At 43.1% G+C, this 25,057-nt stretch carries 20 protein-coding genes; 3 read left to right on the top strand and 17 right to left on the bottom strand.

Annotation, left to right across the window (positions count from 1 at the left end; translation table 11 throughout):
- Nucleotides 1-48: 48 nt before the first annotated feature.
- Both I5M19_RS15510 and dapA read left to right on the top strand, forming a co-directional pair.
- Entirely contained in the window at nt 49-1,887 is a 1,839-nt protein-coding gene (locus I5M19_RS15510) for a UbiD family decarboxylase (protein ID WP_200067271.1), read from the top strand.
- Between the two features lie 405 nt (nt 1,888-2,292).
- Nucleotides 2,293-3,171, top strand: coding sequence for a 4-hydroxy-tetrahydrodipicolinate synthase (gene dapA, locus I5M19_RS15505; protein WP_200067270.1), 879 nt, complete (start codon nt 2,293-2,295; stop codon nt 3,169-3,171).
- A gap of 64 nt (nt 3,172-3,235) precedes the next feature.
- On the opposite strand, the gene I5M19_RS15500 is transcribed toward dapA, so the two are convergent.
- Nucleotides 3,236-3,412, bottom strand: coding sequence for a histone H1 (locus tag I5M19_RS15500; RefSeq protein WP_096354567.1), 177 nt, complete (start codon nt 3,410-3,412; stop codon nt 3,236-3,238).
- Nucleotides 3,413-3,728: 316 nt separating this feature from the next.
- Complete coding sequence (locus I5M19_RS15495; protein WP_200067269.1) at nt 3,729-4,940, bottom strand: hypothetical protein; 1,212 nt, start codon at nt 4,938-4,940, stop codon at nt 3,729-3,731.
- Nucleotides 4,941-5,002: 62 nt separating this feature from the next.
- Between I5M19_RS15495 and I5M19_RS15490 the strand changes: the two genes are divergently transcribed.
- Nucleotides 5,003-5,743 (top strand): DUF5020 family protein, encoded by a 741-nt coding sequence (locus I5M19_RS15490; RefSeq protein ID WP_200067268.1) that lies wholly within the window; start codon nt 5,003-5,005, stop codon nt 5,741-5,743.
- A 57-nt stretch (nt 5,744-5,800) separates the two neighbouring features.
- On the opposite strand, the gene I5M19_RS15485 is transcribed toward I5M19_RS15490, so the two are convergent.
- The 15 genes from I5M19_RS15485 to I5M19_RS15415 form a co-directional block, all read right to left on the bottom strand.
- Nucleotides 5,801-7,045, bottom strand: coding sequence for an aminotransferase class I/II-fold pyridoxal phosphate-dependent enzyme (locus I5M19_RS15485; RefSeq protein ID WP_200067267.1), 1,245 nt, complete (start codon nt 7,043-7,045; stop codon nt 5,801-5,803).
- A gap of 137 nt (nt 7,046-7,182) precedes the next feature.
- The gene (gene ftsZ / locus I5M19_RS15480; protein WP_200067266.1) at nt 7,183-8,784 is read right to left on the bottom strand and encodes a cell division protein FtsZ; all 1,602 of its coding nucleotides are present in this window, start codon (nt 8,782-8,784) and stop codon (nt 7,183-7,185) included.
- Between the two features lie 126 nt (nt 8,785-8,910).
- The gene (ftsA, locus tag I5M19_RS15475; RefSeq protein ID WP_200067265.1) at nt 8,911-10,254 is read right to left on the bottom strand and encodes a cell division protein FtsA; all 1,344 of its coding nucleotides are present in this window, start codon (nt 10,252-10,254) and stop codon (nt 8,911-8,913) included.
- A gap of 38 nt (nt 10,255-10,292) precedes the next feature.
- On the bottom strand, nt 10,293-11,195 hold the full coding sequence (locus I5M19_RS15470; protein ID WP_200067264.1) for a cell division protein FtsQ/DivIB: 903 nt from the start codon (nt 11,193-11,195) through the stop codon (nt 10,293-10,295).
- On the bottom strand, nt 11,188-12,543 hold the full coding sequence (gene murC / locus I5M19_RS15465; protein ID WP_200067263.1) for a UDP-N-acetylmuramate--L-alanine ligase: 1,356 nt from the start codon (nt 12,541-12,543) through the stop codon (nt 11,188-11,190). The genes I5M19_RS15470 and murC overlap by 8 nt, the downstream gene beginning before the upstream one ends.
- Nucleotides 12,544-12,593: 50 nt before the next feature.
- Entirely contained in the window at nt 12,594-13,697 is a 1,104-nt protein-coding gene (murG, locus tag I5M19_RS15460; protein ID WP_200067262.1) for an undecaprenyldiphospho-muramoylpentapeptide beta-N-acetylglucosaminyltransferase, read from the bottom strand.
- 39 nt (nt 13,698-13,736) lie between these two features.
- The gene (locus I5M19_RS15455) at nt 13,737-14,882 is read right to left on the bottom strand and encodes an FtsW/RodA/SpoVE family cell cycle protein (protein WP_200067261.1); all 1,146 of its coding nucleotides are present in this window, start codon (nt 14,880-14,882) and stop codon (nt 13,737-13,739) included.
- A gap of 81 nt (nt 14,883-14,963) precedes the next feature.
- Nucleotides 14,964-16,322 (bottom strand): UDP-N-acetylmuramoyl-L-alanine--D-glutamate ligase, encoded by a 1,359-nt coding sequence (murD, locus tag I5M19_RS15450; protein WP_317193239.1) that lies wholly within the window; start codon nt 16,320-16,322, stop codon nt 14,964-14,966.
- 19 nt (nt 16,323-16,341) lie between these two features.
- Entirely contained in the window at nt 16,342-17,583 is a 1,242-nt protein-coding gene (gene mraY, locus I5M19_RS15445) for a phospho-N-acetylmuramoyl-pentapeptide-transferase (RefSeq protein WP_200067260.1), read from the bottom strand.
- Nucleotides 17,584-17,665: 82 nt separating this feature from the next.
- Nucleotides 17,666-19,126: a UDP-N-acetylmuramoyl-L-alanyl-D-glutamate--2,6-diaminopimelate ligase gene (locus I5M19_RS15440; protein ID WP_200067259.1), complete on the bottom strand. Its 1,461-nt coding sequence runs from the start codon at nt 19,124-19,126 to the stop codon at nt 17,666-17,668.
- The gene (locus tag I5M19_RS15435; protein WP_200067258.1) at nt 19,123-21,219 is read right to left on the bottom strand and encodes a penicillin-binding protein; all 2,097 of its coding nucleotides are present in this window, start codon (nt 21,217-21,219) and stop codon (nt 19,123-19,125) included. Before I5M19_RS15435 ends, I5M19_RS15440 begins: the two co-directional genes overlap by 4 nt.
- Nucleotides 21,216-21,623: an FtsL-like putative cell division protein gene (locus I5M19_RS15430; protein ID WP_200067257.1), complete on the bottom strand. Its 408-nt coding sequence runs from the start codon at nt 21,621-21,623 to the stop codon at nt 21,216-21,218. Before I5M19_RS15430 ends, I5M19_RS15435 begins: the two co-directional genes overlap by 4 nt.
- The gene (gene rsmH, locus I5M19_RS15425; RefSeq protein ID WP_200067256.1) at nt 21,620-22,522 is read right to left on the bottom strand and encodes a 16S rRNA (cytosine(1402)-N(4))-methyltransferase RsmH; all 903 of its coding nucleotides are present in this window, start codon (nt 22,520-22,522) and stop codon (nt 21,620-21,622) included. Before rsmH ends, I5M19_RS15430 begins: the two co-directional genes overlap by 4 nt.
- On the bottom strand, nt 22,515-22,979 hold the full coding sequence (gene mraZ, locus I5M19_RS15420; RefSeq protein ID WP_200067255.1) for a division/cell wall cluster transcriptional repressor MraZ: 465 nt from the start codon (nt 22,977-22,979) through the stop codon (nt 22,515-22,517). Before mraZ ends, rsmH begins: the two co-directional genes overlap by 8 nt.
- Before the next feature lie 572 nt (nt 22,980-23,551).
- A complete protein-coding gene (locus I5M19_RS15415; protein WP_200067254.1) occupies nt 23,552-25,036 on the bottom strand; it encodes a glycoside hydrolase family 32 protein in 1,485 nt (494 codons plus the stop codon).
- Between the last annotated feature and the right edge of the window lie 21 nt (nt 25,037-25,057).

Below are 25,057 nucleotides of genomic sequence, written 5' to 3'. Positions count from 1 at the left end.
AAATAAATGAACTTAGGTTATATTTGGCAAAAACCATAACACCTGCCAATGGGGTACAATAGTTTACAGGCCTGCCTTACCGATCTTGAAAAAAACGGCCATCTGCTTAGAATTAAGGAAGAAGTTGATCCTTACCTGCAAATGGCCGCCATCCACCTGCGTGTTTTTGAGCATGAGGGGCCTGCTATATTATTCGAGCGGGTTAAGGGCAGCAAATTCCCGGCGGTATCCAATTTATTCGGCACGCTTGATCGGTCCCGGTTTATCTTCAGGGATACGCTGGATAAGATCAAAACCCTGATAGATATTAAGAATGACCCTATTAAGGCGATAAAACATCCGTTTACCTATGCCGGTACAGCGCTTACTGCCTTATCGGCCCTGCCTATGCGTACAGGTCGTAGCGCACCCATAAATTTCGGCAAAACTACCATAGGCGCGTTACCTCAAATTGTTAACTGGCCAATGGATGGCGGTCCGTTTGTAACCATGCCTCAGGTATATACCGAGGATGCAGATATGCCCGGCATCATGAACGCCAACCTGGGTATGTACCGTATACAGTTAGGCGGCAACGATTATGTACAGGATAAAGAGATAGGCCTGCATTATCAGTTGCACCGTGGTATAGGGGTGCATCAAACCAAGGCAAACGCCAAGGGGCAGCCGTTAAAGGTGAGCATATTTGTAGGAGGGCCGCCCTCGCACCCTGTCGCGGCGGTAATGCCCCTGCCCGAAGGTTTATCAGAAATGACCTTTGCGGGTGCTTTAGGCAACCGCCGTTTCCGTTATTTTTATGACGATGAGGGCTTTTGCATTTCTGCCGATGCTGATTTTGTGATCACCGGAACGGTAATGCCTCACGATAATAAACCCGAGGGCCCTTTTGGGGATCACCTGGGGTATTATAGTTTAAAGCATGCTTTCCCGTTGATGAAGGTGCATAACGTTTATCACCGTAAGGATGCTATATGGTCGTTCACGGTAGTTGGGCGCCCCCCGCAGGAAGATACCAGTTTTGGGGCGTTGATACATGAAATAACCGGAAGCGCCATCCCTAAAGAAATACCCGGTCTGCATGCCGTTAACGCGGTGGACGCGGCAGGTGTACACCCTTTGTTATTTGCCATAGGCAGCGAGCGTTATACGCCTTATGTTAAGGAACGTCACCCACAGGAGATCATCACTATTGCCAACCATATTTTAGGCAAGGGCCAGTTAAGTTTGGCTAAATATTTATTTATTGCCGCCAAAGAGGATAATCCAAATTTAAATGTAAACGATATAGGCGGATTTCTAAAACATATTTTACAACGGATAGACCTGACACGCGATCTGCATTTTCATACCCGCACCACTATTGACACCCTGGATTACAGCGGCGAAGGTTTAAACTCGGGCAGTAAAGTAGCCGTTACCGTAGCCGGAGATATAAAAAGAGAGTTATGGACGGAACTGCCCTCCTCCTTTACCCTGCCCAAATTATTCGTGAACTATAAAATGGCCATGCCGGGTGTACTGGCCGTTGAAATTCCAAAAAATATCCGCACAAGTGATGTGCCATTAATGTTGGAAATATTACAGGAGCATTTAGCCGGGGCCGAATTAAGCGGCCTGCCATTAATGGTGCTTTGTGACGATGCCGCATTTACCGCCCAAAATATCAACAACCTTGTTTGGGTAACATTTACCCGCAGCAACCCTTCGCACGATATTTACGGTATTAACAGCTTTACCGAGCATAAGCATTGGGGATGCCGTGGTCCGCTTATTATTGATGCCCGCATAAAACCACATCATGCCCCTGTTTTGGAGCGTGACCCAGCAGTGGAAAAACTGGTTGACAAGATGGGCGAAAAGGGCGGTGCTTTACATGGCATTATTTAATTAACAGTTGTAACTTTAGGCTAAAGCCATTCTAACATTTTATTTACCGTTGGCTAAAGCCAACGGCAATGAATACAGTTGAAATCTCACATAAGAATAAATAAAAAAGCATATAGCCTTTAGCCACAATTATTGAAATTAGCTAAAGCCAACGGCAATGAATACAGTTGGAATCTCACATAAGTAAATAAAAAAGCATACAGCCTTTAGTCACAATTATTAAAATTAGCTAAAGCCAACGGCAACGAACGCCGGAACTTTATAAAAAATTCATTACCGCCTCATTTATGGGGCGGAATAAATAAAGGGCATATCGGCCTTAACCAAAACCTGGGCATTTTAAAAAGTATATACCCTTACCACTATTTAAGTAAATTCTTAACTTAGCATCCTTTTAATAACAACATGAATAGATTTTATGGAACGGGAGTAGCAATGGTAACTCCTTTTCAGACAGACGGGCAAGTAGATTACGACGCACTAAAAAAACTGATCAACTATCTGATAGATGGCGGCGTGGATTATTTAGTATCATTAGGTACAACCGGCGAGAGCGCCACATTAAATAAAGAAGAGAAGAAGCAAGTTTGGGCATTTACAGCCGAAGTGGTTAATAGGCGTGTACCGCTTGTTGCAGGTATTGCAGGTAACAATACCCACGAAACTGTTGCGCAAATAAAAGCGTTTGACACCACCGGCTACGATGCCATATTATCGGCCAGTCCGCATTATAATAAGCCTACGCAGGATGGTATATACCAGCATTATAAAGCTATTGCAGAGGCATCGCCCCTACCTGTTATTTTATATAACGTACCCAGCCGTACAGGCAGTTCTGTTAGTGCCGAAACCACAGTAAGGCTGGCAAAGGATTTTAAAAACATTATCGGGATAAAAGAGGCCTCAGGTAATTTTGAATTGCTGAACCAGTTAATGCGCGATAAACCCGAAGACTTTTTAGTCATATCCGGTGATGATCCTATTACCCTGCAAATGATAGCTATGGGTGGTGTAGGGCTGATCTCTGTTGTGGGTAACGCATTGCCTGCCAAGGTATCCGGTTTGGTACGCTCCTGTTTAAGCGGCGATTTTAAAACCGCGCAGCCCGTACATTATAGCTTAGTAGAATTTACCCGCCTCATGTTTACCGAAGGTAGCCCCGCGGGGATAAAATCTGCCTTAAAGCAACTGAACATTTGCGGCGATACCTTACGCCTGCCGCTGGTGCCTGTAAGTACAGCCACTGCCGAAAAGATAGGCGCTGAATTACAAAAACTCCGCTAAATAAAAAATCCGGCTGTTATCAGTCGGACTTTTTATTGAAAGTAAAACGATCTTTCTGGTTTAATTACGCTTTGTTTTTTGCTTCCTGAACTTCCAGGCGGATAGCTTGTGCTAAATTTTTAAGGTCCTGCATACCTTTACGAACACGTGTACCAGCCGCGCTGTTACCCTTGTTGTAGAATTTGTCAGCATCAGCTTCAAGGGATGCAACCAGCTCTTTTACTTCAGTAAATTTTTTCATTGTGAATACTCCTTTTAATTTATGAGGTTTATTGTTTTAATTAAAGCTAATCTAACGGGTTTTTTTTTAAATAAAAACTTTTAGCATATAAAAATAGTGCCTCAGAAGCGGTTTTTTTCCACATTTTGAACTTATTTGGTGCAAAAACACGCTTTTATTTTGTGTGCTTAAATGCTTGCTGATGCAATAGAAAAATTGTTTTGCTAATATTTTTGCATAATCTGCTATTTATTTGCTTAATATTTAACGTATTCATAACTATTAATTGATTTTATTAAAGAAGTATAACAATTTAATTATTGCTTTTTATATCTGTTTATTCACAGCTTACGCTTTGTAATAAAAATCTTTTAATGTGCACCGGTGCCACTTTTGTAGTGTTTACCCATCCTTTTATTGCAAAAATTCCAATATAATTCGGTTTAACAGCAAAGCTACGTGCCGCGAGTTGCTTAAATGCGGTATTTACCGCTGCGCCGCCGGCATATAAAAACCGATAATTTACTCCCTGTTTCTCTATCCTCAGGGCCGTGTGTTTTAAATTCGACAATAAAACCGGATTAACTGCCGAACTATCAGGTGTTAAAATTGCCGCATGTGCAAATTCCTCGGGCTTACGGCCGCCACCCGGCGAATATATTGCCTGCACTATCACTTCCTTAGGCCGCTTAAATCCTCCAAAAAAATCGTTATAGGCTAATGATATACGAATGCTCGGGCTGTTAAAGGTGGTATCCTCCATTAACAGTAAGCCGGCCTGCTGCCATTCGCCCGATGGTATAAAATCCTGCATTTGCAGTTCGGTTATAAAGCAGCCGTTTGGAAGGTCCGTCAATAATAAGTTTTTTATAGCAGGTGCGTGTGTGCCGTCGGGCCAGTTATCGCCCGGCAGGGTAAATAGTGTTATACCACCCTGTATAGTATCGCGTTTATGCCAGTACCGTTCATCCTTGTTTTTTACTTGCCAGCCATGCTGTATTAATTTCGCCGCTGTTACATCAGCAAAGTTTTCATCTATGTTAAAACTACGGTTGCGGAATATCCAGATAAAAAAAGCTGTCAATATTAAAAACAAGGCGATTATAGCAGGCCACCAGAAATATTTTTTACGGACAGGTACAGCTAATAATTCATTTTTTAAATACCTGTTGCGGTACATAAACCAATACGGATGATGCCCCTCATTATCTTTCCGTTCTATCTCGTTAGTATAAGGCGCTTTAAGCACATACCGGGCCAATGTATCCATTGATGCGATAGAGGGATTATCCTGCCGGGTACCGTCTAAAATAAAAAGCGAGTAATTTTTTAATGTGCGCCAGCCTATGGTAAGTCCGGTTTGATCCAGTATCTGCTGGTAAAATAGTTTCCCTTCTGTTTCCGTAAGAGGTTGCGTAAGCAACTGTCCGAAGCAGCGCGTATAAGCCTCGCGGTATAAGTTGGAAAAAATGGTTAAATCGGGTTCTTCCATTGCAATTTCTAATGGTAAATATACAATTTCGGCAGGTTTCCGTTCGGTTACCGCCATATTTATTGCACTAAAAGCAATTTTACAGCGATGCAATTACGTACACTAAAGCTGTAAATTTTATGAGATACCTTTTAATTCTCTGTTTGTTGATTTTAACTACCGGGGCCAACGCGCAACTTTTACAACTGCACTATGATGCACGGCACACGCTGGATCCGGAACGAAACCCTAAAAATTACGCGACACTTTATTTTGAATATTTTAAACCCGCGGCAAATTCCGACACCACCTTTATTAAACGCGGAGCCTTTTTGCTTAAACTGCAAGCCGATTTTACCGGCGATAAAGCGAACATAGGCAAGTATTACATGCAGGTGTCACAGGAAGTTCGCTTTTGGCAACCAAAGATATACCTGAACCTCCAGTATAGCGGTGGTTTAGGGGTTACTGAACCCAAACAATACAGCTACTATATTTTAAACACCTATTCAGTTGGAGTAAGCTACCCCTTTAAGTGGGGTAGTGCCTATATGAGTAGTGTACTTAATTTTAAGTATGTACCTTATGCCAAACCCAGTAAAGATTTTTTATACACGCTGTACTTTTACAAGGGGTTATTTAACTATCGTGCGGAATTTTCGGGCGATTTTTCTATATGGACGGAAAATAAAGATCATGGTGATGAATATACAGCCGGTTTACAGGGCAAACGTTTTTTCTTTTTTGCCGAGCCTCAATTTTGGTATAATCTGAATAAAACCATTGCCTTAGGAACAAAGGTGAATACCAATTATCACGTACTAACTACCGATAATGTATTACAAATATATCCTACGGCGGCCATACGGGTTAAGCTATAGGGCATAAAAAAAGCTTTACGTTTCCGTAAAGCTTTACACTATATATAAAAAGATCAGTTAAGCTATTGCCATTTTGTTCTCTTTGTAAGCACCTGCTTTAAGTTTGGCTGATACTTCGCTAAAGGCATCCAGCGTACGGTTCACATCTTCGATGGTGTGTACTGCTGTAGGTATTAAGCGTAGCTCTATCAATCCTTTAGGGATAACCGGGTAAACCACTATAGAGCAAAATATGCCATGATTTTCGCGCAGATCCATAGTTAGGCTGGTAGCCTCATTTAAGTCGCCTTTTAAAAACACGGGGGTAACCATGGTATCTGTAATACCGATATCAAAACCATGCTCTACTAATCCGTTTTGCAGGGCTTTGGCAATAACCCATAAGCGTTCGCGCAGTGCAGGATTTGATTTTAGTAACTCAAAGCGCTTTTTAAGACCCAGTACCATTGGCATTGGCAATGCCTTTGCAAATGTTTGCGAGCGCATATTGTAACGCAGATAGTTAATGATCTCCGCCGTTGAAGCTACGAATGCCCCGATACCTGCCATTGATTTAGCGAACGTTCCGAAATAAACATCAACCCCGTCAATACAATTCTGTGCCTCGTGAGTACCGGCCCCGGTGTTACCCATAGTACCAAAACCATGCGCATCATCTACCAGTAAACGGAAGTTATATTTTTCTTTTAAAGCGATGATCTCTTTCAGCTTACCCTGCGCGCCCGACATCCCAAAAACACCTTCGGTTATTACCAGGATGCTTCCGCCGGTTTGTTCCACCATGCGTTCGGCACGTTCCAGTTGTTTCTCACAGCTTTCAATATCGTTATGTTTGTATACAAAGCGTTTGCCCATGTGCAGCCTTACGCCATCAACAATACAAGCATGAGATTCTGCATCATAAACAATAACATCATTACGGTCAACCAGGGCATCAATAATTGATACCATTCCCTGATAACCATAATTCAGTAAAAAAGCGGCTTCCTTGCCCACATAAGCACCCAGATCATTCTCCAGTTCTTCGTGATGTTTGGTATTACCAGACATCATACGCGCACCCATGGGGTATGCCATACCATAATCTGCAGCAGCTTTAGCATCAGCTTCCCTTACTTCGGGATGATTAGCCAGACCGAGGTAGTTATTCAGGCTCCAAACCAAATGTTCTTTACCGTTAAACTGCATATGAGGTGCTATCTCTCCTTCTAAACGCGGGAAAGAAAAATATCCGTGCGACCATTGCTGGTGCTGCCCTATCGGGCCGCCCATGTTCTTATGTATTTTATCAAACAGATCCAAATTGCTATTTCTTAATTGTTAAAATAATTGCAAATATACGGCTTAATCCTCTTTTATCAAACGTTATAACTTTTTATGATAGTTTATAACAAAAAAGCCCTTGCGTTATACAAGGGCCATATTTGGGTTTAGATTAATTAGTCTACATTATCGTGCAGGAAGGAATTATTGTTCCTTATCTCCGTTTTACCCTCGCTGTCTGTTAACAGGGAAAACCTTGATATCTGGCTTTCGTCTGAAGCGGGAGTTTCCTGCAATGCTATTTCCTTACGTTTATAAGCGGGGATATTCTCCAGTTCCTGGATATTACCGTTACGTAACTTCATACTCAGATCCTTAAGCCGCATAATGCGCTCGCGCGACTTGCGTAATTGCTCCTCAATAGATTCATCGGTTTTATGCTCATCCGCATTAACAACCGGTTCCGGTTCGGGTTCCGGCTCTTTCTCTTGTTTTGCAGGTTCAAAGTTCATTACCGATTCGGCAACCTTAAATGTAAACTCTGTTTCAGATGCTTCTGTTTCGTCAGCAGCCGGCGTTTCTTCGTTCAAATTATACCTTACCACATCATCGTCGTCTTCCTGCTGCTCTTCGCGGGCAAACAGATCAAACAAACCTGTTTGTTTGGGCTCCTCCTTGGTTTTTAAATAAGGCTGTGCTGAAGTTGGTTCGGCTTTAACCGGATTATTAATAAACTCGTTAACAGGTTTAACCAATGGGGCACTCTCCGGTACCAGCATTGATACTATCTTTTTGTTGCTGTTCTCTTTCTCACGCTCGTCCTTGGTTTGGAAACCGGTAGCGATAATAGTAACTGATATCTGGTCGCCTAAATTCTCATCACGGCAGTTACCCCATATCAGGTCGGCTGCTAAGCCTGCTTCTTCCTGTATGTAATCGGTGATCACGCTCACCTCATCCATGGTCACCTCTTTATCGCCTGAACTGATATTTAATAATATATAGCGTGCACCCTCAATTTCGTTATCTTTTAACAACGGTGATGACAATGCGCCTTCTACGGCCTTTAATGCCCGGTTCTCACCATCGGCAGCGCTGCTGCCCATGATAGATACACCGCTGTCTTTCATCACGGTGCGCACATCTTTAAAGTCGACGTTTATATAACCCGGCAAGGTGATAATTTCGGCAATGCCCTTAGCGGCAGTTGTTAATATATTATCGGCCTGTGCAAATGCAGAACCCAGTGTAAGGTTGCCGAATATCTGACGCAACCTGTCGTTTGATATCACCAGGAAAGAGTCAACATATTTTTTCAGCTCTTCCATCCCTTCTTCGGCCTGCATACGGCGGCGTTTGCCTTCGAAAGAAAAAGGTGTAGTAATAATACCTACGGTAAGTATATCCAGTTCGCGGGCAGCCTTAGCAATAATAGGGCTTGCACCTGTACCGGTACCACCACCCATACCTGCTGTAATAAACAGCATTTTGGTGTTGGGGCCAAGCATTTGTTTAATATCGTCGATATTTTCGATAGCCGAATTTTTGCCCACTTCCGGGATAGAGCCGGCACCCATACCTTCGGTTAAACTTGCGCCTAATTGTACCTTATTAGGTATAGGGCTAAGCTCCAAAGCTTGCGCATCCGTATTACAGATGATGAAGTCAACACCTGTTATTCCCTGCCTGTACATGTGGTTTACCGCGTTACCGCCACCACCGCCAACACCAATTACTTTGATGATTGACGATTTTTCCTTTAACATCTCAAACTGCATAATCCTTGTTTTCAGCTATATGTGATCCGATGATTAGATAGATTTTCTTAACGTAATAATAACATTTTTTCCACAACGTTTTTCCACAAATGTCAATAATGTGGAAAAGTTACCCGATGTGAATAATTATTTCAAAAAGTCCTCATCTTTGATATCATCCTTAATAAATTTCTTTCCTGATTCTAATATTTTACCCAGCAATCCGAATTTACGGTCATCAGTGTACTTTGCTTTTTCCACTTTGGCAGTTATTGGCGCCTGTACAGTATTGTTATATTCCATTTTTTGAATACCCTTAATAAGCAGTCCTATACCTGTTGCAAAAGTGGGACTTTGCAATTCCTCAAATACCGGTTTTGGCAGCACCTCATTTTTAGCCAGGTGTTCGTTAGGGTAACCTACGCGGCAATCTAACCCGGTAACGTATTCAATTAACTGGGTTAAATGCTTTAACTGAGCGCCACCTCCTGTAACCACTATACCTGCTATCAGCTTTTTCTCGTAGCCGGATGATTTGATCTCGTAATAAACATGCTCGATGATCTCTTCCATACGGGCCTGTATCACAAAGGCCAGGTTTTTTACTGATATTTCCTTGGGTTCGCGGCCACGTAAGCCCGGTACGCAAACAATCTCGTTCTCTTTGTTTTCCTCAGCAAGTGCCGATCCGAAACGCACCTTTAACTGCTCGGCAATGTTGCGCATTACAGAGCATCCTTCGCGGATATCTTCTGTTACACTATTACCGCCGAAAGGAATAACCGCCGTATGGCGAATAATACCTTCGTGGAAAATAGCAACATCGGTTGTACCACCACCAATATCAACTAAAACCACCCCTGCTTCCTTTTCTTCATCACTCAACACAGATTCTGATGAAGCTAAGGGTTCTAATATCAGCTCCTGGCTTTCCAGCTGGGCTTTGTTTACACATTTAACAATATTTTTAATGGCCGTTACCTGGCCGGATATGATATGAAAATTAGCCTCGAGCCTTACACCCGCCATACCTATAGGATCTTTAACACCCGGTTCATTATCCACAGTAAACTCCTGCGGCAATACGTGGATGATCTCCTCGCCCGGAGGCATTACCAGGTTGTACATATCCTCTACCAACTTATCAATATCTCTGCGGCTTATTTCGCTTGACAGATCCTTACGGGTTATAAGGCCGCGGTGCTGCAGGCTTTTTATATGCTGCCCCGCAATACCCACGTTAACTATCCTGATCTCGACGTTAGACTGGGAGCCGGCCACATCAACCGCCTGCGTTATTCCCTGTACCGTTTTGTCAATATTTGAAACCATACCTCTGGTAACTCCTGCCGATTCGGCTTTACCAATACCCAAAACCTCAATTTTGCCATTTTTACTGCGGCGGCCAACAATAGCGCAGATCTTGGTGGTACCAATATCAAGCCCTACTACAATTGGCGAACTTTTTTCCTGTGTTGAACTCTTGTCCATATTACTTGTTTTTATAGATGTGTCTTGTTGTTCAATTTTTAATGATATAAGCTATCGGGTGCCAGCCGTGCCGAATCTTTTTTAATACTGTCCATTTTAATGGTTGCGATCCTTACCGAATCGCGGTGTGCTTTTTCCCTTACTTCCCGCAATGAGTCAAGCAAGGTTTGGTTCTTAACGCCTATTACCTGGTTGCCGTATTTAATGTTGATGAGCTTATAAGCATCCCACCCTACACGTGGTAAAGCTTTCTCGTAAAACAGTTTAAGGTTATTAAACTTGGTACTCAGGGAATCGGCATTACCTAATAATATCCTTTGATTGCCTACCCTTGGTATCAATTCTATTTCACGCTCCGGTGTAACATATATTTCTGAAACCTGTGCATCCCATAACGGATCGTTATGTATAAATGTGGCTGTTTTAAAAACATCATGCGCCAGTTTTGTTTGCAGCGAATCTACCTTATTGGCAAAAAGTTCATCAATATATCCGTTGGCCACCAGCACACGTGATGTAAAATTTGGCGACAACGGGATTTTTAATCCATGCTGATCTACATAAAAATCCTGATCGAAACGGTTCATTATACGCAGGATAGGCTGGCGCTGGCTTACCTCGACATGCAGGGTGCCATCCATATCGGCATAAACCTTGGCAAATTCAATAAAAGGATTTGCCTTAAGCTTGTTTTCCAATCCGTGTATGTCAATATTATCAATGCGGCGACCAACCAATGTATGGCTGCTCATTTCTAAAATATTATCTATCTCCTGCCGGTCAATAAAATACTGGTTGCCGGGTATAAACACCTTGATGGTTTTACAAACCACTTCAGATTTTTTTACCTCGATGAAACTCATAAGCACCACCAATCCGCCCAGACTGATAAGCCAGCCAAAGCCAATTAGTATCGGTTTCCATATGCGTTTCTTAAACATTTTCTAACAGTTGTTTTAATGGCGTAACTAACTGATCTATATCACCTGCACCTACAGTTAAAAGTAGTTCAGGTTTTTCAAATCGCACAATATCAAGGCTTTCTTGTTTTCCACATTTTCGCTTATTCCACAATTTCATGCGGCTTAGTAACATATCCGCATTAACACCCTCTATAGGCAGCTCACGGGCGGGATAAATATCCAGCAGTAAAAGCTCGTCAGCCATGTCAAGTACAGCGGCAAAGCCATCCGCAAAATCGCGTGTGCGGGTATACAGGTGCGGTTGAAAAATAACCGTAAGCTTTTTTTCAGGGTATAATTTTTTTACGGATGTAATGCAGGCCCTCAACTCTTCAGGGTGATGCGCATAATCATCAATATATATATGCTTTTCGTTTTTTACTATATACTCAAAACGGCGTTTTATCCCTTTAAAAGAACCTAAGGCTTCGTGAATGGCAGCGGCAGATACATCTAAACGCAGGCATGTTTCAATTGCGGCAACCGCGTTCTCGATATTATGCACCCCTGCTATACCCATTTTTATATCGGTTATAGTTGTTGACGGGTCGCTGAAATCGAAATAAAAGTTGCCGTCCTCTATACGGATATTACTTGCCTTTGCGCCTGCCTCTGTCTCAATACCGTATGTAAAACCTTCGCCAAGGAGCAATCCCTTTTTATAGATCAGCACACCACCCTGTTTTATTTGCGATGCAAACAGTCGGAATGATTCTTCCAGATGGGAATGGTCGCCATAAATATCCAGGTGATCCGCATCCATAGAGGTCACTATAGCTATATCCGGGTGCAGTGTAAGGAACGAACGATCGTACTCATCAGCTTCTACCACCAACAAATTACTTTTACCATATAATACATTGGTTTGGTAGTTTGATGATATGCCGCCCAAAAATGCGGAACAATCCTTACCTGCATCTTTCAGGATATGCGCTATCATCCCTGAAGTGGTAGTTTTGCCATGTGTGCCACCAACGGCTATGGTAAATAAATCTTTACTTATCATTCCCAATACCTGCGAGCGCTTATACATTTCAAAACCCTTGTTTTTGAAATAATTAAATATCACCGAGTTTTGCGGCACAGCAGGTGTATAAATAATAAGTGTACTTGCAGAGGGCTCCAGAAAACTCATGGGTATCCAATCCTCTACATCCTCAAAAACCGCATGTATACCTTCGTTATGCAGGTCGTCGGTTAAGGGGGTAGAAGTTTTATCGTAACCGCATACCACGCAACCTAAATGATGGAAGTAGCGTGCAAGGCCGCTCATGCCTATGCCCCCTATTCCTATCAGGTAAACGCGTTGTATGTTGCTTAATTCCATTTTTTCTTCTCTAAAAAGAGCCGCTCCCGTTTTACCGGGAGCAGGCCCGTTTAATTGTTGTTTGTTATTTGGATAACCTCTTTGGCAATAACTTCGTCAGCATCAGGCAGGGCCAGACTGCCGATATTATCGCTTAATTTTTTTTGTAATTCTTTATCGTTTAATAATTCCAATGCTTTATCAACCAGTTTTTCTTCTGCGTTTCTGTCGGCAATAAAAATGGCGGCGCTTTCCTGTACCAGGGCCAGCGCGTTTTTGGTTTGATGATCTTCGGCCACATTTGGCGATGGCACCAATATCACCGGCTTTTTCACCACACATAACTCGGCAATGGTACCTGCCCCAGCCCGCGAAATAATCACATCGGCGGCAGCATACGCCAGATCCATACGGTTTAAAAACTCTACCACACATATATTAGGGTGGCGATCGGCACCTAACTGATCCGTTATGGTCTTATAATAAAACTTACCGGTTTGCCATACCACCTGCACATCGGCAGCTATAATTTTATGGAGCCCTGCCAGTATGCTGTTATTTAATGTACGCGCCCCAAGACTGCCGCCCGTTATCAGGATGGTTTTCTTAAAGGCCGAAAGTTTAAACAACTCCAGCGCCTGCATGTGCTTACCCGCAATATTTACCGACTCCCTGCGGATAGGGTTGCCTGTTTTAATAATACGATCAAACGGAAAAAACTTTTCCATCCCATCGAAGGCAACACATATCTTCTCTGCTCTTTTGCTCAGCCACTTATTAGTAATACCTGCATAGGAGTTTTGTTCCTGTATCAGCGTTGGGATACCCCGCATGCTGGCCGCATATAGTAACGGCCCTGATGCATAACCCCCAACCCCTACTGCGGCATCGGGTTTAAAATCCTGAATTATTTTTAAGGCTCTGCGTACGCTATTCATTAACTTAACCGGAAACATCACGTTTTTCCAAAAGGCTTTACGCTGTATGCCCTGAATATCAAGTCCGATAATATTATAGCCTGCCGCGGGAACTTTTTCCATCTCCATACGGCCACTCGCCCCAACAAATAATATTTCAGTCGCTGGATCGAGCTTTTTTAAAGCGTTGGCAATGGCAATAGCCGGGAAAATATGCCCCCCGGTACCTCCACCACTTATAATAATTCTCTTTGCCATGCTTTAACTAATAAAATCCCTCTATATATTAATACTCTTTTAAGCTTCTCTTATTTCGCCAACCACTACTTTTTTAGGTTCATCAATATCTCGGCTAACTGATAGTATTATACCAAATGCTATACTGGTAAATAATATGGATGTACCGCCCATACTAACCAATGGCAGTGGAACCCCCGTTACCGGTCCCAAGCCTACAGCCACAGCCATATTGGCAAAAGCCTGTATGGTTAAGCTGAAACTAAGGCCAGCGGCCAATAACGCTCCGAAGGCCTTTGGCGCCTTAGTTACGATCTTTATACACCGGTACAGTAAAAACAGATAGATGCCCACGAGGGCGAAACCGCCAACAATACCGTACTCTTCCACTATAGTGGCGTATATAAAATCCGAATAAGGGTGCGGTAAATAGTTACGTTCCGTACTGTTGCCCGGCCCTTTGCCAAACACCCCGCCGGTTGCAATAGCTATTTTAGAGTGATCGGACTGGAATGATTTATCCGGATCTGCTTTCTCCGGGTGCATAAAAGTATCAATACGCGTTAAGTACATGTGCCTGCGGGGGCCTAACAACATGATACCCGCCAGCAGCACCATTCCGGCTACACATACTACCGAAATTTGCTTAACACTTATGCGCCCCATTATCAGCAGCAATATACTTACCCCAAAAAGCATTAATGCGGTTGAAAGATTGGCCCATGCAATAAGCACAAACACCAGACAAACCGAACCCATGATAGGGATAAATGATTGCTTAACGTTTTTAATATTTTCCTGCTTGCGCGATAAAGTGCGTGCCAGATAAGTTATTAAGGCCAGTTTTGCCAGATCGGAAGTTTGAAAAGTAAGCCCTGTGCCGGGGATGGCTATCCAACGACTGGCATCATTTACATGGTTACCAAATACCAGCGTATATAACAATAACGGGATAGTAATGATCATGAGCAATTTAGAGATGCCCGCATACCACCTGTAATCTAACCTGTGAGAAATGTACATCAGTGCGATACCACCAAACAGCATGGCCATGTGCTTCATCAGGTATGACTCCGCACCGGTATTGTGCTTGTAAGCTATGGTACCTGTGGCACTATAAACCGCCAATAAGGATAACAGCGATAACAATATCACGATAAGCCATATCCAACGGTCACCTTTTACGTTATTTAGTATCTGGTTCATCTTTCTAATTATAAACTAAAACAACTCTGCTCATCTGCATATCTTTCCTCTTAACATCCTCTCATCTGCATATCCGCACATTTACAACTCCTTCACTGCTTCTTTAAACTGACGCCCCCTATCTTCATAGTTCTTAAACAGATCAAAACTGGCACAAGCCGGCGAAAGTAAAACCGTATCACCCTTTGTTGCCAGATGATAAGCCACCTGTGCCGCTTCCTGAGCCGATGAGGTATTTACTATAACCTCTACATCGTCCTCAAAAGCATCATGAATGCGCTTATTATCCTTACCTAAGCATACAATAGCCTTTACCTTTTGCTTAACCAATTCGCGCAGCATGCTGTAGTCGTTGCCTTTGTCGACACCGCCAAGTATAAGTACCACATCAGTGGTCATGCTCTCTAAAGCGTACCAGGTAGAATTTACATTGGTAGCTTTTGAATCGTTTATAAAACTTATACCCGATATTTTGCCAACCGACTCCAGCCGGTGCTCAATATTGCTGAAATTACCCATGCTCTCGCGCATTGAATCGCTGCGTAATTCCAGCACTTTTGCCACAATGCCCGAAGCCATAGAATTGTAAATATTATGTTTACCCTGAAGGGCCAATTCATTAATTGACATTTGAAAATGTTGTTGGTGTATGTTAATGACAATATTGTCTTGTTCGAGATATGCTCCCGTTGTAATTTTTTTCTCTATTGAAAACGGCAGTTGCTGTGCCGCTATTTGTTTGCCTTGCAAAACCTTTGCGGTTTCAGCATCGTCGGCGCAGTATATAAAATAATCTTCCCCGGTCTGGTTCTGTGATATCCTGAATTTGGATGCCGCGTAGTTTTCCAGCTTATAATCGTATCGGTCCAGATGATCCGGAGTAATGTTGAGCAGAACAGCAATATCCGCCTTAAACTGATACATGTTATCCAGCATAAAACTGCTGATCTCCAGCACATAATAGTCGAAATTTTCGGTAGCTACCTGATAGGCAAAGCTTTTACCTATATTACCCGCCAACCCTACGTTTAACCCGCCATTTTTCAGGATATGGTAAGTAAGGCTTGCCGTAGTTGTTTTACCATTTGAACCAGTAATGCATATCATTTTAGCATTGGTATAACGGCCTGCAAATTCTATTTCAGATATCACGGGGATATTCCTCTCCAATAAACTCTTTACTATAGGCGCCCTATCAGGTATACCGGGGCTTTTTACTACCTCAACCGCGCTCAAAATTTCCTCTTCGGTATGTCCGTTTTCCTCAAAGCGAATGTTCCAACTTTGTAACTGCTTTTTATAATGGTCGGCAACCGGGCCAAAATCAGAAACGAAAACATCATACCCCTTTTTTAGGGCAAGGTAGGCCGCGCCAACGCCGCTTTCGCCTGCGCCGAGTATGGCTAACCTTTGGGATGATATGTTATTGTTTCCGTTCACTTAATTTATTATCTATCTTTTATCTCAACTTTAATGTGATCACCGTAATAATGGCCAGCATGATACAGATGATCCAAAACCTGGTTACTATCTTTGATTCGTGGAAACCCTTTTTCTGATAGTGGTGATGCAGTGGCGCCATTAAAAATATCCGCCTGCCTTCGCCAAAACGTTTACGTGTATATTTAAACCAGCCTACCTGTAAAATAACTGATGCGTTCTCCACCACGAATATTCCGCACAATACGGGTATCAGTAACTCCTTACGTATCATAATAGCGAATACCGCTATAATACCACCAATAGCCAAACTGCCGGTATCACCCATAAAAACCTGCGCCGGATAGGAGTTATACCACAAAAATCCCACACATGCTCCTACAAACGCCCCTGCGAAAATTACCAGCTCACCCGAATTAGGGATATACATAATATTAAGGTAATCAGCGATCAAAGTGTTACCCGATACGTAAGCCAGTATAGCAAGCGTAAGCCCGATAATAGCCGAAGTACCCGTTGCCAGGCCATCGATACCATCGGTTATGTTAGCACCGTTTGATATGAAGGTGATAATAATGATAACAAAGAACATGAATACCAGTAATCCGTAATGTTCGTAACCCGGCCCTAAAAACTTTAACACCTTTGCATAATCGAACTCGTTGTTCTTATAAAAGGGCATGGTTGTTTTTGTGGACTTTATATCCTGCGTAAGCACCTGTTTATCGCCACGCATATGAAAATCAACAGGAGCATCATAAGTAACCGGCAATTTAACTTCCTGCCGCATGGTGATATTATTGTTGAAGTACATGGTATAGCCAATAATAAGTGCTAAACCCACTTGTCCGGTTATTTTAAACTTACCCGCTAACCCCTCTTTATTTTTTTTGAATACTTTGATATAATCATCCAGAAAACCAATTGCACCCAACCATACGGTGGTAATTAGCATCATGATAACGTAGATATTATCTAACCGGGCAAATAACAGCGTTGGCACCAGTATACCCAGCAAAATAATGATACCCCCCATGGTTGGTGTACCCGATTTTTGCATCTGCCCTTCTAACCCTAAATTCCTTACTGTTTCGCCCACCTGCTTAAAACGTAAATAATCAATAAGCCTGCGGCCATAAACTGTGGTAACCAGTAAGGATACAATTACAGCCATAGCCATACGGAACGTAAGGTATTGGAACACCCCCGTACCGGGAATACTGTAATTTTTATTCAGATAGCTAAACAGGTAATATAGCATTGGCTTTGAAATGTGCAGATCTGCCCGTTCAGCTTTTAAGGCCTCCGGATTTGCAGATTTGCGGTTATTATTATAAGGTTATTTAGTTCATCAGTTTAAATTGTTCCAATAGTTCTTCCATATCATCAAAGTGGTTTTTTACACCCTTTATCTCCTGATACTTCTCGTGCCCTTTACCTGCAAGCAGGATAATATCCCCCGGCTGGGCCAGCATACAGGCGGTTTTTATAGCCTCTCTTCTGTCGGCAATACTAAGCGTATGGCGTTTAAACGCAGGGTCTACACCTGCCTCCATATCTTTAATAATAAGCGCCGGATCTTCGGACCTCGGATTATCGGAAGTCAGGATCACCTTATCGCTCCACTCGCTGGCCACTTTGGCCATCACCGGCCTCTTGGTTTTATCCCTGTCGCCGCCGCAGCCTATTACAGTGATCACCTTTTCGCTGCCTTTACGGATGTCATGGATAGTGCTTAACACATTTTGTACAGCATCCGGCGTATGCGCGTAATCAACAATACCCACGGTTTTATTAGGCGCGGTAATATAATCGAACCTGCCCTCGGCGCCAGACAATTTACTCAGGCTTACCAGCACCTTAGCTTCGTCCTGCTCCAGCAGCATGGCAGTAGCATATACGGCCAATAAATTATAGGCATTAAATGTACCCACCAGCTTAAACCACACTTCCTGGTTATCAATATTTAAAAACAAGCCGCTGAACTGATTTTCAATAATGCGGGCTTTATAATCGGCCATGCTTTTAAGGCCATACGTTTTTTTGTGGGCGGCGGTATTCTGCAACATAACGCTGCCGTTTTTATCGTCGATGTTTGTTAAAGCAAACGCGCTTTTTGGCAGTGTATCAAAAAACTGCTTTTTGGCTTTAAGATAACTTTCAAAAGTTTTATGATAATCCAGATGATCGTGGGTAAGGTTGGAGAATATACCGCCGGAAAATGTAAGTCCGTTTATACGATGCTGGGCAACCGCGTGTGAGCTCACTTCCATAAAACAATAATCGCAGCCTTCATTCACCATATCGCTCAGTAACTTATTCAGTGCAACCGGATCAGGTGTGGTATGCGTTGCCGCTATTACCCTGCCGTTGATCTGATTTTCAACAGTTGACAACAGGCCGCATTTGTAACCCATATCGCGGAACAGCTTATATAATAAGGTAGCAATGGTGGTTTTTCCGTTAGTGCCGGTTACCCCTACCAATTTTAAGTTAGATGATGGGTTTTCGTAAAAGTTCGCGGCTATGATGCCCAATGCCTTCGCCGAATCGGCCACCATTAAAAAATCGACCTCTCCGGTTACATGCGCGGGCAGTTCCTCGCATATTACGGCAACGGCGCCATCTTTAACAGCTTGTTCAATATAATCGTGCCCGTCAACCAAGGTGCCCTTCATGGCTACAAACAAGCAGCCCGGCACAACCTTTCGCGAATCAAAAACAATTGCTGTTATATCCACATCGGCACTTCCCTGTAATTCGGTAAATGCCACCCCCTCCATTATATCGCTTAAATATCTCATTGCAATTCAATTATTATTCTTGATCCTTTAGGTATTAAGCTGCCACCCGTAACTGATTGACTGATTACCGCACCGCTGCCCCTCGCCGTCACCTTATAACCGGCATTACCCAACAGGTAAAGCGCATCGCTAAGGCCCATACCCGTTACATCCGGAACTGTACCTGGTTTATACTTGTTATCCTCGAAAGCTATACCGTTACTTGTATCGATACCTGTAGCGGCCGCATTAGCAGATGCATATAAGGGTTTAAGTTTAAATGTGCTGTAAACCTTTTTAAGCGCCTGCATATTGCCGGGCTTGTACTTTGGCAGTGTTGTATTACCAATAAAATGTACCGGAGCAGAATTTAATTCCAGATCGCTGGCAAAAACCTTATCGGCTATCTCTTTAAAAACCGGACCCGCTACCGATGCACCATAATACCCGTTCTTAGGATCGTTAATAACCACTATCATGGAGTATTTAGGATGATCTGCCGGAAAATAGCCGCAAAACGATGCCTGATATTTCCGGTTAGCCTTATAACCCTTATTATCATCAGCAACCTGAGCCGTACCCGTTTTACCGGCTATTTTATAAAGCGGGCTATATATTATACTGTGACCGGTACCGTCCTCAACTACCCCTTCCAGCAGGGCATGCATCTTACGCAGGGTTTCTTCCGAGCATATTTTTTGGTTAACCACCCGTGCATGGAATTGTTCCACAGGGTTACCCAGGCGCCTTATCTCTTTAACAAAAATTGGCGTAATATTTTTACCATTATTAGCAATGGCATTATAAAACGACAACATTTTTAATGGTGTAAGCTGCATTTCATAGCCATAAGCCATTTGCGGCAATGTTAAATTCTTATTCCAACTTCGGAAGGTGGGGTTTTTTACCACAGGTTTGGCTTCGCCGGGTATCTGAAGCCCCATACGTTCGTTCAAGTGCCAATCGTATAAATGATCGGTAAAACGTTCCTGATCTTCGTGATAACCCTCATACACCATTCTGGCTACCGCCGCGTTTGAAGATTCCTCAAAAGCTTTTTTTACCGTAATGGTACCAAGGCCCATATGCGAGTCCTTAATAAGATGGCCGGGAACCTGGTAGGTGCCGGTTTGTATCATATCGCTGGTATCTACCTTATGATCCTCGAACAGCGCCATATAAGAGGCCACTTTAAATGTTGATCCCGGATCCTGGTTACCGGCTATGGCGTAGTTAAATTTTTCGCGGTATTCGCCGGGTGCCACTTTGGTAAAGTTAGCAATGGCACGTACCTCACCGGTGGCAACTTCCATCAACACAACCGTACCGTGGTCGGCGTCACTTTTTATCAGTTGTTTCTCTAACGCGCTTTGCGCCACATCCTGGAAATTAACATCAATGGTAGAAATGATATCCGCGCCTTCTTTTGGCTCAATCTCATCCTCATTATTTATAGGCATCCATACACCACCCGCCATGCGGCGCTCCAAACGTTTTCCGCTTTCGCCATCAATATAACTGGCGTAAGCCCCTTCGAGCCCTACACCGTTTTTTACATTTTTATTTTTATAACCTATGGTACGCGATGCTAATGAATGATACGGAAGTATGCGTTTGTTTTCCTGAACAATAATAAGCCCGCCTTTGTACCTGCCCATGTTAAACACCGGAAACTGGCGAAGCTTTTTAAGCTCGTTATAACTTACGTTGCGTTTTATCAGCTGATAGCGCGCCTTGTTTTTACGTGCTTCGCGAAACATCCTGGAATACTCACGTGCAGATTTATCGCCATACATGGCTGATAATTTCATGGACAGGGAATCAATTTTATCGTCAAAAACCCTTTCGTCGGCTATTCCGGATGCCAGCATATCCATACGTAATTCGTACTCAGGTACGGATGTAGCCAGCAAACTGCCATCAACGGCAAAAATATTACCACGAGCGGCTGCAACATTCTCGTACCGGGTAGAAACCTCGGCCGACATTTCTTTCCACTTAGCACCCTGCACAAACTGAACCCTGCAAAGCTGAAAAAGTACCGCCCCGGCAAATAAAAGAATAAGGCCAAAAGCCAGGTAAACTCTTAGTAAGATATTGGTCCTGATACTCATTGCTGTGCCTCCTCCTCTGCTATTTTTAACGGCGGCTCAACAGGTGTTTTTATACCCAGTGTATCAACCCGTTTAGCAACCTCTGTTAATGTACTTTTGTAAGCCAGATCAGCTTTTGTGCTTTTATATTCCCAGCTCAGTTCTTTTACCTCTTTACTTATTTTAGCTATATCGCGAATATTATTCTCGGACATGTGCCTGTTACCTATATAAAGCATGCACAAAAAAACCACGTATAAAATAAAAGGCATTGCGCGGGTTGCATCCTCGGTAGTAATGGCACCCTTGGTTAAAAATTGAATTACAACATTATCCTGAAGTTCCTTTTTAGGGCGTTCTTCCACGATAAGCTCCTTTTCAGCTAATTCTTCTGCCTGAATTTCTGTACGTAAACGGTTGGTCATCTTTTTACAGCTATTCTTAATTTGGCGCTGCGCGCCCGGTTGTTATTAGTTATTTCTTCACTATCTGCAGTTATGGCACCACGGCTTACCGCATTATATGGTTTATTATCATTCCCATAAAAATCCTTCTCTACCTCGCCGCTGAACTTTCCCTTGGCTATAAAATTTTTCACCAGGCGATCTTCCAGCGAATGGTAAGACATTACCACCAGCCTGCCGCCGGTAGCCAGCACCTCTGCCGACTGGATCAAAAAATCTTTTAAGGCTTCCAGTTCCTGGTTTACCTCTATCCGCAACGCCTGGAAAACCTGTGCCAGGTATTTGTTTTCTTTACCGCGTGGTATAAGGTTACTTATGGTGTTTTTCAGATCGGCAACGGTAATTATCGGGCCGTTAAGCCTTGCAGTTACTATGGTTTTAGCCAGCGATTTAGCATTTTGAATTTCGCCGTACATACCAAATATGCGGTGCAGTTCTGCCTCCGAATAATTATTCACCACTTCCTTAGCGCTAAGTTCTGCCGACTGGTTCATGCGCATATCCAGCTCTGCATCAAAACGAATGGAAAAGCCCCGCTCCGCCTGATCGAACTGGTAAGAGGAAACCCCGAGGTCCGCCAGTATACCATCAACAGGGATAGCGTTATGCAAACGGCAAAAATTCTTCAGGTATCTGAAATTCTGATCAATTAAAGTAAAGCGTTCATCATCTATAGCATTTTGCTGCGCATCGGCATCCTGGTCAAAAGCCAGCAGGCAGCCATTATCACCCAAATGCTTCATGATCTCACGCGAATGTCCGCCACCGCCAAAGGTTACATCTACATAGGTACCGTCGGGTTTAATTTCGAGCGCTTCGATGCACTCCGCCAGCATAACAGGAGTATGGTAATTACTCATACATCCTCCTCACTTTATTCCCCATTACTTCCTCTGCCAGTTCAGCAAAGTTTTCCGGTTCGTTGTTTACCATTTCCGCATGTGCCTTTTTATCCCAAACCTCTATTTTGTTGAGCATACAAGTAAGCACTACATCATTACCGATGCCCGCATATTCCTGTAAATTTTTCGGTAAAAGCACACGCCCGGCACTATCGGGTACCAGCGTGGTGGCCCCTCCGGTAAAATATCTTACAAATTGTATACTTTTTCTATCGTATTCGTTAAGTTTGCTCAGTTCATCCAGTTTTTTGTCCCATTCCTTTTTGGTGTAGATAACAAGATACTTTTCCAGGCCGCGATTGATCACAAGCGCCTCTGTTTCAGCTTCGGGAAGCTGTTTTTTGAGGCCAGCGGGGATCATCATGCGACCTTTGGCATCCAGTTTACATTCAAATTCACCGGTTAAGTAGGACATTAGCTTGGCTAAACAATATTTGTAACGTAAATGTAGGTACTTTTACCACTTTTTAACACTTTTTACCACCAAAAAGTTTTCAACACTTTTTTGGTCAATTTTTCTATTGCGCGTTTTTAATAATTTTTATACAGGTAAAGGCCATTTTACCGTTCCTGAGCTTTGTTTTTGATACAAAACGGCTTTTAGTATATCAGGAAATAGTATGATTTCTGATGAAAATCAGACCCCGTCTATCGGAAGGAATAAGGCAAAATTTTTACGCAGAAGGGTACAGATAAGGTGCTTTATTTGCTTTTTATAGACCAGCGACGGTTTATCGGAACGTATAAGATTCCTCGCTACTGCCCGTATGACAACGTGGGTTGGTATAGTTACCTCTGCATGGCAAATAGAGGAAAACAACCTGTCATTTCGAATGAGCGATAGCGAAGAGAACTATCTCTTGAACGGAGTGAAAAAAACTTAAACAAGCGATGGTTTATCGCAACGTATACAATTCCTCGCTACCCCCGGATGACAAGATGAGGGACCAGTGGGATCATTACCGGGTGAACAAATTTTTTATCTTCCTACCAAATAGAGCTTAGTGGTGTTAGTACCATGTTTTTAATATCGGCCTGATTGCTAACCACCTTTAAATGTGTGTAGGTTTTTGAAGGGAAAAATATACCGGTCATGATAGTCAATCCGCCATCGGCAAACAGCTCAACTGATGAGGCATCCATAACCAGTTCTACTGTTGATGTTGATGAAGCGGATAAACGCGGTGCATAGGCCATATTGACAAATTCTTTATTAAAAGCTATCTCTCCTGATCTCGATCTGTCTATATAATACCTGCTCTTCTGTCTGTCATAACCTATTATCAGTTTTTCACCTGCATCATTAGAAAACTCGAGGGAATAATCATTGATTTTGGTTACATCAAACTTAAGCGTGTATTGTGCAGGAAGCTTTGCGGTTGCAGGGTTTATTCTTAACGATTTTGATGCAATACGGCCTAACTCCTTCACCGGGGTGCCGGTCAGGAAAATATCAGACCCAACCTGTTTCAACGACAATTCGCGCGGAATGGTCATGGCGTTGCGCCAGGTTTTGGTTGGCACCTGGTTGGCGTATATCCAGTTACTCATCCAGCCTAAAAATATTTTACGATTGCCTGTGTTTGACCACGTTACCCCTGCATAATCATCCGGTCCGTAGTCTATCCATTTGGTATTGGTGCTTACCGGGGTAAACGTATGACCGTTAAACTCTCCAACAAAATATTGCGTGGCCGAGCCGCCGTTTTCGCCACCCGGATTAATGCTCACCAGCAGCACCCAATACTGTTTACCGTTTAACTGCAGCGATATCAGATCAGGGCATTCCCAAACCCCTCCGTGTGCACCAACAGTTTTACCGAACTCACTTTCTTTTGTCCAGTTTTTCAGGTTTTTAGAGGAGTAGAAGGTTATCCTGTCCTTAGTGGCCAGGCTCATTACCCATTTATGCTGCGGTGCATACCAAAATACTTTAGGGTCTCTGAAATCTTTTATGCCTGGATTTTTAAGTACCGGGTTAGCGGCATATTTAGTCCAGGTTTGCCCTGCATCTAAACTATAGGCCAGGCTCTCATTCTGAAAAGTATTTGACCCGGATTTTTCACCTTCGGGATCGTGATGGGTAAAAATAGCTACCAACGGCGTTTGCCCGTTTTTACCAAACCCGGATGTATTATTTTCATCAACTACCACGCTGCCGCTGAATATATAGCCCAGTTTATCGGGATACAGCGCAATGGGCATTTGTTTCCAATGGATAAGATCAGTACTTACGGCGTGGCCCCAATGCATTGGCCCCCAAACAATATCATCAGGATAATGCTGGAAAAATAAATGATAAGTTCCTTTATAAAAAACCAACCCGTTAGGGTCGTTGGTCCATTTAGCTTTGGGTGAAAAATGCACCTGCGGACGGTAACCTTCGTGATATACTTTGGCGGGGGTTTGTGAGCAAACAGCACCAGCCGCCAGCATAAGGCAACCGATAAGGGGTAATTTAAGAAGGTTCATACTAAGCGGTTTACGGGTATA

It is taken from the genome of Mucilaginibacter segetis (assembly GCF_016522075.1).
GTDB lineage: Bacteria > Bacteroidota > Bacteroidia > Sphingobacteriales > Sphingobacteriaceae > Mucilaginibacter > Mucilaginibacter segetis.
The sequence above is the reverse complement of the archived record's forward strand: the minus strand, read 5'-3'. Positions and strand labels throughout refer to the sequence as shown.